Genomic DNA, 14,173 nt, shown 5'->3' with positions numbered 1-14,173 from the left:
CATAAGCTCTCGCAGAGCTGTGGCTGACTTTACCAAAGGGCGATGTTTTGCACGAGGAGAGCCGGACGATGAAAACCCATGCACAGGCGGTGGTAATCGGAGGAGGGCTGGTTGGATGTTCCATCCTGTATCATCTGGCGAAACTGGGCTGGAACGATGTTGTGCTGCTTGAACGGGATGAACTGACGTCGGGCTCAACCTGGCACGCAGCGGCAAACATTCACGGACTACACGACAATAACAACGTCACCCGCCTGCAGCATTACACCATGAACCTGTATAAGCAGTTGGAAAAAGAAACGGGCCAGGGATGCGGCGTGTTCCAGTCCGGCTCATTGTATTTGGCGCAGACGCAGGATCGGGAACATCAACTGCGTCTGCAAGAAGCCAAAGCGCGGTATTACGGCCTGAACTTCTATGAAGTCAGCCGTGAAGAAGCGATGGATTTGCACCCGTTGGCACAGTTCGACGACATTCGGTGCATCATGTTTGAACCGGACGGTGGCAACGTCGATCCCTCGGGTGTAACGCATGCTTATGCTGCGGGAGCACGGGCTTTGGGTGCCACAATCGAGCGGTTTTGCCCTGTAATAGGGACTGATCCGCAACCGGATGGGTCATGGATCGTGCGCACTGAAAAAGGCGACATCCATACGCAATGGGTGGTCAATGCAGGTGGGCTTTGGGGGCGCGAAGTTGCTGCCATGGCAGGGCTGACCCTTCCCTTACAACCAACCGAGCATCAGTATTTTGTGACAGAAGCAATCGAAGAGGTCGCCGCGCTGGGTCGGCGGCTGCCTTCAATTGCAGACCGGGATGGGGAATACTACTTCCGGCAAGAGGGCAATGGGCTGCTGATTGGTGCCTATGAAAAAGACATGCGGTTTTGGGCCGAAAACGGTACGCCGCTGGATTTCGCCCATGATCTTTTCCCGGATGACTTGGACCGCATCATGGAAAACGTCATTCGCGCGACAGAACGCGTGCCATTGGCCGCAACTGCGGGTGTAAAGCGCGTCATCAACGGGCCAATGATCTGGTCTCCGGACGCAAACGCGATTTGGGGGCCGGTTCCAGAGCTGAAAAACTACTTCTGCTCTACCGGCATCATCCCTGGGTTTTCACAGTCTGGCGGCTTGGGTCTTTTGGCGGCGCAATGGATCATCGAGGGCGAGCCGCAATATGACATGTTCGCATGGGATTTGGCCCGGTTTGGGGATTGGGCAGATCAGAAATTCACCAAAGCGCGGGTCCAGGACGCCTATACGCATCGTTTCGCGATCCATTTTCCGAACGAAGAACGCGCCGCGGGCCGTCCTGCACGCGTGCGCCCCGCTTATATAATGCAAAAGGAGATGGGCGCGGTCTTTGGCATGAACTGCGGTCGGGAGCATCCTTTGTGGTTTGCGGATGCACCGGATGTGACGGAAACGACCGGCTTTACCCGTCAGAATTGGTGGGAACCGGTTGGGCGCGAGGTCAAGATGCTGCGGGATCATGTGGGCGTGATCGATATCTCGAACTTTGCGAACTACGTGGTCAAAGGGCCCGGAACGTATGATTGGCTGGATCGCGTCGTTGCCAACCGCGTTCCAACAGAAATCGGGCGATCTTGCCTGACCCCGTTGATCTCGGTTCGGGGCGGTATCGCAGGGGATTTCACAATCACCAAAGTTGCCGATGACGAATACATGATGATCGGGTCCGGCATGGCTGAACGTTATCATCAACGGTTTTTCCGTATGGTAGACCTGCCCAAAAACACCACCTTTGAAATCGCGACGGATCGGATCGCCGGTTTCAACATTGCTGGTCCAAAATCCCGCGACCTGTTGCAACGGTTGACCAATGCTGACTTGTCCAACGATGGATTTCGGTTCATGCGATCTCGTGTGATCGATGTTGCCGGTGTCACATGTCTGGCGATCCGGGTCAGCTTTACCGGTGATCTCGGGTGGGAACTGCACTGTGCCGCAGAAGATCAGATCAGGCTCTATTCAGCGCTTTTGGACGTTGCCAATGATCTGGACGGAGGGCCTGTTGGGAGCCGCGCACTTGGATCTTTGCGCATCGAAAAAGGCTATGGGTCCTGGGGTCGCGAGTATTCGCAGGAATATTGGCCGCAGGAGGTCGGGCTGGCTGGCTTGATCAAGCTAGATAAGGATTTCCTGCACAAGGATGCCTATCTCGCAATCAAGGACAATGCACCTCGAGAGGTGTTGTCCGTCTTTTCAGTTGACGCCAAAGAGGCTGACGCGTCGGGTGGTGAGCCAATCTTTTCGCTGGACGGGACGCCCGTTGGGCGCGTGACTTCAGGGGCTTTCGGCTATTCCGTCGGAAAGTCTCTGGCGTTGGGCTATGTCGACCCCAAACTTGTCCAACCGGGGGAAACGGTCGAGGTTTTCATTCTGGGCGAACCCCACCGCGCGACCTTACTCGCCGAGCCGCCATTTGATCCTGAGGGTCATCGCCTGCGCGATACCGTTCAACCTGCCGCAGAGCTCGTCAAATGAGCGATACGTTTTCCCGCGTTGCCGATTTTGTTCTGAACCGGTCTTCGGATGATATGCCCGACAGCGCGAAAGAGGCCGCCGCGCTGCTTATGCTGGATACGATGGGGATCCTCATTGCTTCGGGGCCGATGGAGGCCGGGGTAATCGCGCGCGACACTGCAGCTTTGCTGTTTGCCAGCCACGACCCGTCTTATTCTGCACGGATGATGTTCGATGGTCGATCCGTCAGCATGGCGGGTGCCGTCTATGCCGCTGCCACGCAGACCGACAATTTGGACGGGCATGATGGGTACAACCCCACAAAGGGCCATATCGGTGTGGTCGTTTTGCCTGCTCTGGTGGCACTGGCGGAGAACTGTCCAGATTTGACCGGGCCAGAACTGCTGTCTGCCGTCGTCGCCGGGTACGAAATCGCAGGCCGGGCCGGGTTGTCCCTGCACAGTTCTGTCAGTGATTACCACACGTCCGGGGCTTGGAACGCGCTGGGCGTGGTGGCAATGGCGTCCCGATTGCGTCACCACTCGCCCGAACAGATGCGACAGGCCATGGGCATCGCCGAGTATCACGGACCACGCAGCCAGATGATGCGTGAAATTGCGAATCCGACGATGCTGCATGATGGCTCTGGCTGGGGGGCGCTGGCGGGAATGTCTGCTGCGGTTCTGGCCGAGCGCGAGTTTACTGGCGCTCCGGCGATTACGGTCGAAGCCCCGGAAGCTGCGCAATTCTGGCAGGATCTGGGGCGGTTTTGGCAGATCGAACATCAATATATAAAACCCTACCCAATTTGTCGGTGGGCCCATGCAGCCATTGATGGTGTCCGCGCATTGATGTCGGCCAACAATCTGATACATGAACAGATAGAAACCATACAAATCAACAGTTTTGACGAAGCTGCGCGTCTCTATGCGGGGATGCCCGATACGACATCTCAAGCGCAATACTCTTTGGCATTCGCAGTTGCCGTTAACGCGATTTATGGGCGGATTGGGGTGGAACATATCTCAGGCGCGGGTTTGCGCGATCCTGCCGTTGCCGCGCTGTTGGAGCGGATTCATGTCGCGGAAAGCCCTCGTCATTCAGCGCGCTTCCCCGAGGGGCGATGGGCGGATGTACAGATAACCACCGCGGATGGTCGCGTGTTCGACTCGGGCGACTTACACGCTCGTGGGGGACCGGAACACCCGTTTGGCAGGGCCGAGGTGATCGACAAGTTCAACGCCTTCGCGTCACCTGTGATCGGGATCGAACGCGCGGCGGCAATCCAGAACGCAGTATTGGGATGGACCAGCCCGTCTTCGCGGTTCTCGGACCTTTCCCAATGGCTTTTCGACCCGCTCGAAAGCTGAGCGGTAAAACAGCATCACTGTGTCGCCTGCGGAATGATTGCGCTCGCCCTTTTTACGGGCCAATCGCATTCAGCAGGTCAGCAATCGTTTGTCGAGCATCCGCGCTGTCTTGCAGCAGGATCCGGGCATCGGCCAATGGTTTATCCAGCTCTCGTGGGGGAGGTGTTGCGATCTTCTGTGACATCCGGTTGACCTCACCGAATTTCGTTTCGCGCGTTGGGGCGATCCTGTCAGGTTGATCCGCCAACCAAAACAGCCTGTCGGCTGCACTAACGTCTGCCAGCTCATTCAACAATTCTGCGGCTGCAGCTAAGTCCCCTGTTGCCATCATAGCCTGCGATTTGATTTGCAGCGCGCCTTCAGATGCGTCGTTTTCCAGCTCTAACATGGCGCGATGCGGGCGTCCCTGCAGCAACGATGCCTTCGCCCTTATTTGTGCGCGTTCGGCCCGGTGCTGCTTGTCTTGTGACCGATTGGCGAGAGTATATGCAGCCTGCGGGAAACCGAGTTTTGCCAGTCGCACTGATACTGACGTTGCCACGGTTGTACTGAGTGCTGCGCTGATCTCGTCAGAAAATGTCAACGCATGGCGTAGAAAGGTTACGTCACCGGCACGTTCACTCGCCAGGTGAATGATCCGGTTCAGCGCGGCCTCGCGTTCAACACCGATGGGGATTTGACCGGCGACACCCAATGCCGCGTCAAACTCATTATTCAGGCTCAGAGCGACTGCATGCGCGCGCATTAGCGTCGGATGCATGTCTGACTTACGGTGTTCGACTGCGAAAGCCGCCGCCAAACCCATTTCTTGAGGTGAAACGGATCCTCGGTCCATCCAGCGTTTTTCCACAAGGCGCGCCATCGCAAGAGGGGCTTCTTTGTTTGCGTCCTCTGCGGTGATGGCATCGGCCAAGTGCTTTTCTGCCTTCGGGCCATCGCCTTTCGCAGTCGCTACCGTGGCCTTGGCTTGCGACACGCCTGCGCTGGTGCTGGCTTCTATGCGGTCAACGGCTCTTAGGACGCGTTGCGCCGCTTCAAGTTTGTCGGCTGAGACCAAAATGTCGGACAGTTTTGGTCCGAGATATTGCCGCAAATGCGCAGGAAGAGCGGTAAAGGTCTTTTCGATACGGTTCAGATGCGCATCACCGCTCAATTCCCCTTCCGTCAGCACTGCCCAAAGTGCGACATCGCCGTCACAGCGCTGCAGACCCTGAAACGGGTTGTCACCAGTGAGTTGACCGTGGTCCAGGTATTGCGCGATCGCGGACACCCTATGTGTTTCGGCCGTGCTGAGTTGAGACAATTCCAGTGTATCAAGTGCTTCGGCACCAAACCCGTGATAGGTATATAGCTTCGCCAGCTTCAGCGCGCTGTCCCTATCAACAGTGTCAAACTCCTGAAACAGGGCAGAACGATGCGCCGCAACCAACACCGAAAACGGGGCTTCGCTGGACCACGTGTTAAATCCCAACTCTGTGTCAGACACGCAGACTGGGGGGCGTTCAGCGTCAGTCACATCCGGACCCAATAGGCCATCCAGTTCATCAAAAACTGATGTGACGTTAATGTTTGCATATAAGTCAGTCTGCGGAACCCGCACGTTTTGGGCCAGTGACGATCGGGGTCCCAAAGGTGCTAGGCTGAGGTCCACGAGACTACGATCCGCACCTTTGAGGACTTGTGCAGACAACTGGTTTTCGAGACTACGTGCGTTCAGATTGAGCAGTGGCAGAGGAAGCGTTTCCAAAGACCGCTCCGGGTCGACCGTACTGATTTCCGCCGCTACTTTCGGCAGGATCGGTGGCGGGATGCTTGCATCTATCGGCGGCAGTTTGGTCGCTGGCGCGATATCTACAACAATCATCGTGTCTTGATACAAAAACGAAGACGCAGCACATTCACAACCGAACTGCAATTCCAGCACGTCTCCGGGGTTCTTTTGCGATATTGCCGAAAGCCGGTTCTGAGTCAGACGCTGAAATACCGACGCTGTGCTAAACGTCACATCCGTCAAGTCGACTTTCAATTGCGCACCGTTTTTGGTTTGCGCAAACTCCCATTCCGTGCGCGCAGGGATCTGAACGACAAGCCGTGTATACCCTTCGTGTTCACCTGATCGAACCGTCAATTGTTGGGCAAAGGCCGCGCTCGCCACCCCCAAAGCGAACGCTGTCGCTAGAGCAATCCGGATCATGCCGCAGCCTGCTTGAGCTCTTTCAAAGCTTCCTCAAGTTCGGAAAAACCGGGGCGATTATGTGTTGGTGTATTCTGACGGCCAACTTCAATACACATGGCGGCGTTATGGTTATGCAGATTGGCAACCAGGACTTCCTTGATCAGTTGATAGAAGTGATTGTCCTCCTCAACCACAGCTTTCAATTTGCCGGCGAAGGGCCCAACCAGACCGTATGCCAGAAAAACCCCCAGAAAGGTCCCAACCAAAGCGCCGCCGATCAACTTGCCCAGCACCTCGGGTGGTTGGTCGATTGAGCCCATCGTTTTGATAACACCCAAAACAGCCGCGACAATTCCCAAGGCGGGCAATCCATCAGCAACTGTCTGCAACGCATGGCTGGAATGCATCGCGTGGTGGAAATTTGCCTCCATCCGTTTTTCCAGAACTTCTTCCACTTGATGTGGATCGTCATAATTCATCGAGGCAGACCGCATCGTGTCGCAAATCAGATCTACGGCCTCCTTGTCTGCTTGGATCTTGGGGTAGTTCGAAAAGAGCGATGAGTTCTGGGGGTCTTCGATATGTTGCTCAACCTCGACCGGGTTCGCCTTGGCAATGCGGATCAGCGAGAACAAAAGGCATAGCAAATCCCGGTAGTCATCGGGTTTCCATTTGGGGCCTTTGAAGACTTTGCCGATATCCTTGGCGGTGTGCTTTACCGCGCTCATATCGTTGCTGATCAAAAAAGCACCGACAGCCGCGCCGCCGATCATCATCATCTCGAACGGTAGTGATTTCAAAATGATCGTCATTTTTCCGCCTGCGGCGAGGTATCCGCCGAAAACCATTGCGAAAATAACTACGATTCCGATTATTCCGATCATGTGCGTTCCCCAGCGGTGTAATTTGCGGAATTGAATTTCATGAGGTTATTCCTGCGGCGCGGCAGCATTTCGACCGGCCATGATGACACTGATCGTGTAAGCGGCCTCGGGGCTTAACCCTGCAAGAACGCCAGCCGCTGCATCCGCGGGCATGCGTGACAGGAAACCGGCTGCAAATCCTGGGTCCATCGTTTCAAACAAGGCGGCGGCGTCTTTCGCTTTCATACTTTGATAGACATCGGTGAGGCGCGTAAGATCGCTCTCGGCCGCCTTTTCCGCGTATGAGAGCGTTTCTCTCAGGCTCGCTTCTGCCTCCTGCAACGCGGCTAGCCGTAATTCGATCGCATCACCCGCAAGCTTTAGTGCTTTTTCCCTGTCCAGCGCGGTTGCCTCCCGCTTTTCCAGTGCTTTCTCGCGACGCAACAGCTCTGTTAATAACTCATCTGCTCCTGGCAGATCAGACTGCACAATTGGCGATGCAGTGTTGGATGGGACGGCTTCTTTGGCCAAAGCCGGGCCCGCCTCGAGCCCCAGACGAATGGCGGCTGAGCCGATCATTAACAATGAGATCACGGCAAGCACGCCCCCTTTGGGTCGGGTGGAACGCTTGCCCAAAACCCTTCCCTTCATGGAGTGACCTCTTTGCGGTCGCGGCTGTGACGCATGAACATCAACCCGACAGGACGTTTGATCGGTTCCACCTGCACTGGATCAGAATCCACTTCTGCTTCAGTGTTGTTCTCTGATTCTGAAAGGTCGATTACCGGGGGCGCTTCGACGGGACCCTCATCGGGGATGACGTCGTGCATGGAAGCCATCGTCAGCTCCAGGCGTTTGGCCACAGATTCAGCACGCTGCGTGAGGTCGTTCAGCTCTACACCTGCCTGTTCCGAGGCCGAGCGCGCTGCGTCCAGAGACCCTTTCAATTCATCAACCTGCGACGATAATACGGCAACAGCGCCGCCCACGCCCTTTTCCAGATCCGTAAACCGCCTAAGACGCCGGGACAGGACGAAACAGTACAATCCCGCGCCCAAAGCACCGGCAACAAGCAAAATATCTGCGATCAATTCCATTATCGGCTCCTAATTCAGTACGAATTCCATCACGAGGACATCGCGTACGCGGTTCTCACCGACGACGATGCCGATTCGACGGAGCAGGTGGCCGCGGATGCGCATCAGGGCCAGTGAGTCCTCAAAGTCCGAGATTTCCACCGCGCGCAGATAGCTGTTCAGAACGTCCATGATTCGTGGCTTCATTTTCTCCACGTCGGCGATGTGTTCAGAATCCACCTCAAGCTGTGCGTGAAACTTCAGATGTCGAGAATCACCGGTTTTGACCGACACGATCACCGGCAGAAGGTCCACGAAGCCAACATCAGGCAACGCCTTGGCTGGTTTGTCCTTGTTTTGTTCTTTGGCCCCTGTTTCTGCGCGTTCGGGCCCAATTGGCAGTACGCCCGAGGTGGTGGCAAAATAGCCACCCGCAGCCCCGGCCACCGCCAGAATCACACCGATAATCAATCCCTTTTTCCCAGATTTTTCTGGGGCTTCTGCCTGTTCTGCAGTCGCGTCAGCCATGACGTCCTCATTCCTACGTTCTGAAGCTGTCATAACCCGGCAGGGACTAACCGATTGTTAAGGGCAATCGTTCAAACAAGGGATGCGTCAGGCAGAACGCCGGCGAGTCGGAGGTGAATGTGCAGCAGATCGGAACTGTCTGGGCAAATTTGGACAGGCGTAAACAAATCATCGTTGCCGGTGCAGTTGTACTGGTTTTTCTTGGGGTCCTTGCAATGTCGCGGATGGTCAGCGCGCCATCGATGACCTTGCTGTATGCCGGGCTGGAAAGCGGTGCGGCGGGCGACATTGTTCGATCGCTGGATCAGCGCAGTGTTCCCTATGAGATTCGCGGCGGCTCGATTTATGTGCCGGGCTCACAGCGTGACGAACTGCGGATGACACTGGCCAGCGAAGGGCTGCCCGCGAACGGGAACAGAGGGTACGAGCTGCTGGATTCACTTAGCGGTTTCGGCACTACGTCTCAGATGTTCGATGCCGCGTACTGGCGTGCAAAAGAGGGCGAGCTTGCGCGTACAATTGTTGGCAGTGCACATATCAACCAGGCGCGCGTTCATATTGCAAACGGATCGTCGAACCCGTTTCAGCGCAGCGTGGCACCCACGGCATCAGTATACCTTGTGCCATCGGGGGGCGACATAACTTTGGATCAGGCCAAGGCGGTTCGGTTTCTGGTCTCGTCCGCAGTCAGTGGCCTGATGCCGGAAAACGTTACGGTGATCGATTCGAACGGTGCAGTGATTGGGGCGCAGGACGGCGCTGTTGCCGCAGATACCGCGGATGACAAATCGCGCCAGCTGCGCGAACGTGTTCTAAGACTGATCGAAGCTCGTGTCGGCGCGGGGAATGCCGTGGTCGAGGTCAGCGTTGATACGGTCACCAAGACCGAGTCGATCCGTGAAAGGCGTTTCGATCCGAATGGTCGGGTAGCTATCAGTACCGACGTTGAAGAGCGTTCGGACAGCGCCCGAAATCAATCGGCAGATGTCACCGTGGCATCAAACCTGCCGGATGGGGACAGTGCGGGCGGTGATGAATCGAACTCAAACGCGACCCAAACCCGGGAGCGCGTGAATTATGAAGTCTCCGAAACAGAGCTTGAAGTTCACAACGCGCCCGGTGCCATCAAACGACTGACCGTTGCAGTGCTGGTCAACGGAACGACCTCAGTCGCCGCAGACGGAACCGAAACTTTCGCCCCGTTGCCGGAACAGGAAATGGGTGCTTTGAAAGAGCTTGTTGCCTCGGCCGTCGGATTTGATTCGGAACGCGGTGACGTGATTACGCTGAAGTCCATGGATTTGCCCACCGTTGAACCGCAGGGCACGGTCGCTTCGGTTTCGATCTGGCAGAATGTGCATTTGGATGCGATGTCGCTTGTCCAAATGGCGGTACTGGCTGTTGTATCGCTGGTTCTCGCGTTGTTTGTCATACGGCCGATCATGACGAAACCGGCTGCGGCCCCGGCGCTGTTGCCTGCAGGTTCATCCTCGGAACCCGAGACTTATCTGACCGGAGAAATAGCAACAGACGAAGGACAGCAATTCCAGGCGTTGCAGGCACAGGAACAATCCGGCGGGGTCCCCACCCTTGCAGCCCAACAAGCCACGGATCCGGTCGACCGGCTCAGGGCAATGATCGGCGACAAACAGGAAGAAACCGTCGAAATTCTGCGCAGTTGGCTTGAAGAAGGCGAGGAGCGCGTCTGATGTCGATTGCACACCTTCTTGAGGATTTCACCGTGCAGGCCAGCGGCGGTAAGCTGCACCTGCTGGACGAAGATGCGCTTGAGGAACAGCGACTGGCCGCGTTCGAGCAGGGATACAGCGCGGGTTGGGAAGACGCGCTTCAGGCGCAGGAACAAAGCCGGGGGCAGGTATCGGCCGACTTGGCCCGGTCGCTGCAAGACATGTCCTTTACTTACCACGAAGCGATGAGGCGTATGAGCCTGTCATTGGAGCCTTTGTTCCAAAGCCTCGTTCATGCCGTTTTGCCGGAAACGTTGGAACAAGGGTTTGCCCTACGCCTGGCCGAACAGCTGGTCGATATGGCCCGTGATGAGATCGGACAACCCATGCAGATATTCGCAGCCGGTGGACAGGTGGATGACATCAAGGCGTTGCTGCCAGCAGACCTTTCGCCACCTGTGGCCGTGATCGAAGACCCCTCGCTAACGGAGGGGCAGGCAAGGCTGCAAGTGGGTGTTTCACAGCGTGAGGTCGATACCGCCGGTCTGCTGGCTTCGATCTCAGGGGCCTTCGACGCGTATGTATTCGAGACAAAAAAGGCGACAAGCAATGAGTGACCCGCAAAATATGAAAACCGAAAAACCAAACCCGTTCGAAGCCGTCCCGATTGAGGTCACAGTTTCTGTCGGACGTGCCCGCCCATTGATCCGAGATTTGTTGAACATGGGAAAGAATGCGGTGCTTACACTGGACAAACGGATTGAGGATCCGGTCGATCTGTATGTGGGCGATCAGCTGGTAGCACGCGGTCTGTTGGAAGAGATGGAAGGTGACCAGCCGGGCCAACTGGCTGTCCGGTTGACGGAAATCGCCGATCTGCAAAACGGAATAGGCTGATGCGTGCCCTCTTGTGGGCGTTGGTCGCCGTCGCGCTGTTAAACCCCAGCCTTGCAGCAGCGCAGGACGTTTCGTTGTCTCTGGGTGAAGGTGGCTCAATTTCTGCGCGCACGATTCAGTTGATTTTGCTGATCACGGTTCTGAGCCTTGCTCCGGGATTGGCCATCATGATCACCTGTTTCCCCTTCCTGATCACGGTATTGGCGATTTTGCGACAGGGCATCGGCTTGCAGCAATCGCCGCCAAACATGTTGATCGTCAGCTTGGCGTTGTTTCTCACCTATTTCATTATGGAACCCACCTTTACTGAGGCCTGGACTGCGGGCATCCGCCCACTGGTCGAAGAAAAGATGGAGGTAGAACCCGCGCTGGAGCGTGCCTTGACCCCTTTCCGAGCCTTCATGGCAGCACGCTTGGACCCGGATACGTTTCACTCCATGGCGGCGCTGCGCCCGGGTGGTGACACTGTGGACGTGTCACCAGATGCGCCTCTGTCGATCCTGATGCCGTCATTCATATTATCCGAAATCGCGCGGGCATTTCAGATCGGATTTCTGATCTTTCTGCCATTCCTGATCATAGACCTTGTTGTTGCGGCAGTTCTGATGTCGATGGGGATGATGATGGTGCCGCCAGCGACCGTTTCTTTGCCCTTCAAGCTGGCATTTTTTGTTATCGCGGACGGCTGGTCGTTGATTGCAGGTGCACTGGTCCGCAGTTACATGACGTGAAAAGTCAGTGCCGGGCTATTTGCAGGCGGGCGCGGAGCCCGTGATCGCCCGCTTCGAAGCTTAGGGATCCGCCGTGCTGCTCGGCGACAGTGGCCGCGATGGTCAGGCCCAATCCGTAGCCGTCCGAGGATCCTGTGTTCGATCCCCGTCGGAATGGTGCCATCAAGGCCTCGATATCGGACACAGAAAGATCGGTGCCTTTGTCCTCGACAGTTATTGTCGCCATATGGGCATCGGTTTCCAGTTGGACATCTGCGTGCCGCCCATATTTCAACGCGTTGTCGACAAGATTGGTCAACGCCCGTCTAAGCGAAATTGGCCGGGCCATAACCAGCATGCGGCGCGTTTCGGTCAATGACCCTTGCCCCCTGCGTGACATGAAAACGGACGGTGCGCCCTCGACTTTGACGGGGTCGGTTTTTTGCAATGCGACCGGCAGGCCCATGTCCTGATAATCCGCCACCAGCGACTCGACGAGGGAGGTCAGGGAAACCTGGCGAGGCTCCTCAATACTGAGTTCCGACCGCGTGTAAGTCAGCACGCTTTCGATCATGCCAGTCATCTGATCAACGTCTGCCTCAAGCTTTTCACGCAATTCGTCGTCGGGGATCAGCGCGGCCCGCAACCGCACGCGCGTTGCAGGCGTTCCAAGATCGTGACTGACGCCGGACAAGACCGTTGCACGTTTTTCCAGCTGCTGCCGTTCGGCATCAAGATGGGCATTGACCGCAGAAACGATTTCGCGCAGTTCGCCGGGGCCATCGGTGTCATAGCTATCCGGCCCGCCCCGCCGTTGTCGCATGCGCAAAGCATGCGCGAACCGGGTGAACGTCTCGGACACGTTGCTGACAGAGGTCAGGATCACGGCCAACGCGACAATGCCAAGTATGATTGCGGGCAGCCGCAGGTCTGTCGGTGCTGCACCACATCCCCAGATTTCGGTTCCGTCCACTTTTTGCCACGGCCCGCGCCCGAATTGCGCGATCAAGATCGGCTCACTGCAATATGTGGCCAGCAGACGGGTCAGGTGCCCCATTTTCTCCGGTCCGGTCTGATCGCTGCCGGATACGATGTCAGAGACAGGGTACACCAACCTGTCGGACATAATGGCCAGTGTCAGCTCGCGACCGCTGAGCGGTGACGAACTGTCGGTAAGGATCGACAGGTTCGTGACAAACCGGCGATCGGAAAATCCCGGCAATTGCTGAAACTCGCCTTTGTTGGCCAGCACCGCTTCGGCCGGAGATAGCGGAGTGATGGACAGGCCCGCTGACGGTGCCATCCCGGTCCGTAACTCTTCATAAACGGCAAAGCCTGCCACAAAAGATTGCGTTACGAACTGGTTCCACGCGCGCGCCGAGGCGAACCACATGACGGCCGACAACAACCCTGCTGCAAAGGCAGAAAGAACCCATAGCCAACCCAGTTCGCGCAGGCGCAATGTCATTCGTCGTGCACCGAAACATCAGCTGCAAAGACATAACCCACACCACGTTCCGTGCGCAGCATCTGCGGATCTTTCGGATTTGCCTCGATCTTGGACCGTAGTCGCCCAACCAGCATGTCTATAGCGCGGCCCTGCGCTTCGGACTTGTCGGCATCGCCCGTCACATCAAGTGCTGCCACGATTTCATCGCGGGTCAGGGGTATGTGCGGATTGGCCAGCAACACTTTGAGCAGCGCTGTCTCTCGTTGTGACAGGGAAACAAGGTATCCTTCGGGCGAATGCACTTCGTCCCGCTTGCCGTCATAAACCCAGTCATCAAAGCGAAAGCTGCGGGTCTGTCTGCGATAGGCCAGCGACGACGTGCGCCGCGCCCGTTGCATGACCGCTCGCACCCGTGCCAGCAACAACTGTGGATTAAACGGCTTGGCGATATAGTCGTCGGCGCCGACCTCATATCCCGCCATGCGCTGGTGATCCGCCGACAGGGCGGAAACAAGGATGATCGGAACATCCTGTTCCGCGCGCAGGGTGGCGCAAATGTCGACACCGTTTTCATCGCCCAGCATGACGTCCAGCAGGATCAGATCGATACGGCCCGCATTCAGATGTGTTCGTATTTCGGCCTGAGAGCTTGCTGGAAGCGCGATAAAGCCGTTTTGCTGGAGGAACTGTGTCATCATTGACCGCATCTCTGGGTCATCATCCACCACCAAGAGCCGTGGAATGCTCACTGTCTTTATCCTCCCGTTCTCTGCCCCTCTGGCGTCGTCAATTGTAACGAACGGAAACAGATTCAATGTCAACGTAACACGCTGTAACAAAAGCGGTGAAAAATTGGACGGTTTGGGTGAATCGCCGCGGATTCCGCGTTGCCAGACGGCACTTGAGGCCCAGTATGACCGTCA

The 14,173-nt window shown here is 56.6% G+C and carries 13 protein-coding genes; 6 read left to right on the top strand and 7 right to left on the bottom strand.

Annotated elements, in window-relative coordinates; genetic code table 11:
* Positions 1 to 68 precede the first annotated feature (68 nt).
* Both ACR0DG_RS07070 and ACR0DG_RS07065 read left to right on the top strand, forming a co-directional pair.
* The gene (locus ACR0DG_RS07070; protein WP_480695690.1) at positions 69 to 2,513 is read left to right on the top strand and encodes a GcvT family protein; all 2,445 of its coding nucleotides are present in this window, start codon (positions 69 to 71) and stop codon (positions 2,511 to 2,513) included.
* Entirely contained in the window at positions 2,510 to 3,862 is a 1,353-nt protein-coding gene (locus ACR0DG_RS07065; RefSeq protein WP_480695688.1) for an MmgE/PrpD family protein, read from the top strand. Before ACR0DG_RS07070 ends, ACR0DG_RS07065 begins: the two co-directional genes overlap by 4 nt.
* A 52-nt stretch (positions 3,863 to 3,914) precedes the next feature.
* Here ACR0DG_RS07065 and ACR0DG_RS07060 read toward each other — a convergent pair whose 3' ends face one another.
* The 5 genes from ACR0DG_RS07060 to ACR0DG_RS07040 are packed head-to-tail and all read right to left on the bottom strand — an operon-like array spanning position 3,915 to position 8,505.
* The gene (locus ACR0DG_RS07060; protein ID WP_480695686.1) at positions 3,915 to 6,056 is read right to left on the bottom strand and encodes a hypothetical protein; all 2,142 of its coding nucleotides are present in this window, start codon (positions 6,054 to 6,056) and stop codon (positions 3,915 to 3,917) included.
* Entirely contained in the window at positions 6,053 to 6,922 is an 870-nt protein-coding gene (gene motA / locus ACR0DG_RS07055; RefSeq protein ID WP_480695685.1) for a flagellar motor stator protein MotA, read from the bottom strand. Before motA ends, ACR0DG_RS07060 begins: the two co-directional genes overlap by 4 nt.
* Positions 6,923 to 6,967: 45 nt before the next feature.
* A complete protein-coding gene (locus tag ACR0DG_RS07050; RefSeq protein ID WP_480695683.1) occupies positions 6,968 to 7,552 on the bottom strand; it encodes a MotE family protein in 585 nt (194 codons plus the stop codon).
* Positions 7,549 to 7,998: a hypothetical protein gene (locus tag ACR0DG_RS07045; protein ID WP_480695681.1), complete on the bottom strand. Its 450-nt coding sequence runs from the start codon at positions 7,996 to 7,998 to the stop codon at positions 7,549 to 7,551. The genes ACR0DG_RS07050 and ACR0DG_RS07045 overlap by 4 nt, the downstream gene beginning before the upstream one ends.
* Positions 7,999 to 8,007: 9 nt before the next feature.
* Positions 8,008 to 8,505: a flagellar basal body-associated FliL family protein gene (locus ACR0DG_RS07040; RefSeq protein ID WP_480695679.1), complete on the bottom strand. Its 498-nt coding sequence runs from the start codon at positions 8,503 to 8,505 to the stop codon at positions 8,008 to 8,010.
* A 119-nt stretch (positions 8,506 to 8,624) separates the two neighbouring features.
* Here ACR0DG_RS07040 and fliF point away from each other — a divergent pair, with 119 nt between their 5' ends.
* The 4 genes from fliF to fliP are packed head-to-tail and all read left to right on the top strand — an operon-like array spanning position 8,625 to position 11,821.
* Positions 8,625 to 10,214 (top strand): flagellar basal-body MS-ring/collar protein FliF, encoded by a 1,590-nt coding sequence (fliF, locus tag ACR0DG_RS07035; protein ID WP_480695677.1) that lies wholly within the window; start codon positions 8,625 to 8,627, stop codon positions 10,212 to 10,214.
* Positions 10,214 to 10,810, top strand: coding sequence for a FliH/SctL family protein (locus ACR0DG_RS07030; RefSeq protein ID WP_480695675.1), 597 nt, complete (start codon positions 10,214 to 10,216; stop codon positions 10,808 to 10,810). Before fliF ends, ACR0DG_RS07030 begins: the two co-directional genes overlap by 1 nt.
* On the top strand, positions 10,803 to 11,090 hold the full coding sequence (locus tag ACR0DG_RS07025) for a FliM/FliN family flagellar motor switch protein (protein ID WP_480695673.1): 288 nt from the start codon (positions 10,803 to 10,805) through the stop codon (positions 11,088 to 11,090). The genes ACR0DG_RS07030 and ACR0DG_RS07025 overlap by 8 nt, the downstream gene beginning before the upstream one ends.
* Positions 11,090 to 11,821, top strand: coding sequence for a flagellar type III secretion system pore protein FliP (gene fliP, locus ACR0DG_RS07020; RefSeq protein WP_480695671.1), 732 nt, complete (start codon positions 11,090 to 11,092; stop codon positions 11,819 to 11,821). The genes ACR0DG_RS07025 and fliP overlap by 1 nt, the downstream gene beginning before the upstream one ends.
* A 4-nt stretch (positions 11,822 to 11,825) precedes the next feature.
* Here fliP and ACR0DG_RS07015 read toward each other — a convergent pair whose 3' ends face one another.
* Positions 11,826 to 13,268 carry a sensor histidine kinase gene (locus ACR0DG_RS07015; RefSeq protein WP_480695669.1) on the bottom strand — a complete coding sequence of 481 codons (1,443 nt, stop codon included), beginning with the start codon at positions 13,266 to 13,268 and terminating at the stop codon, positions 11,826 to 11,828.
* Positions 13,265 to 13,999, bottom strand: a complete 735-nt coding sequence (locus tag ACR0DG_RS07010; RefSeq protein WP_480695667.1) for a response regulator transcription factor — start codon at positions 13,997 to 13,999, stop codon at positions 13,265 to 13,267. Before ACR0DG_RS07010 ends, ACR0DG_RS07015 begins: the two co-directional genes overlap by 4 nt.
* Between the last annotated feature and the right edge of the window lie 174 nt (positions 14,000 to 14,173).

The sequence above is a fragment of the Ruegeria sp. BG8 genome, assembly GCF_056538325.1.
This window is presented reverse-complemented; position numbering and strand designations above follow the sequence as displayed.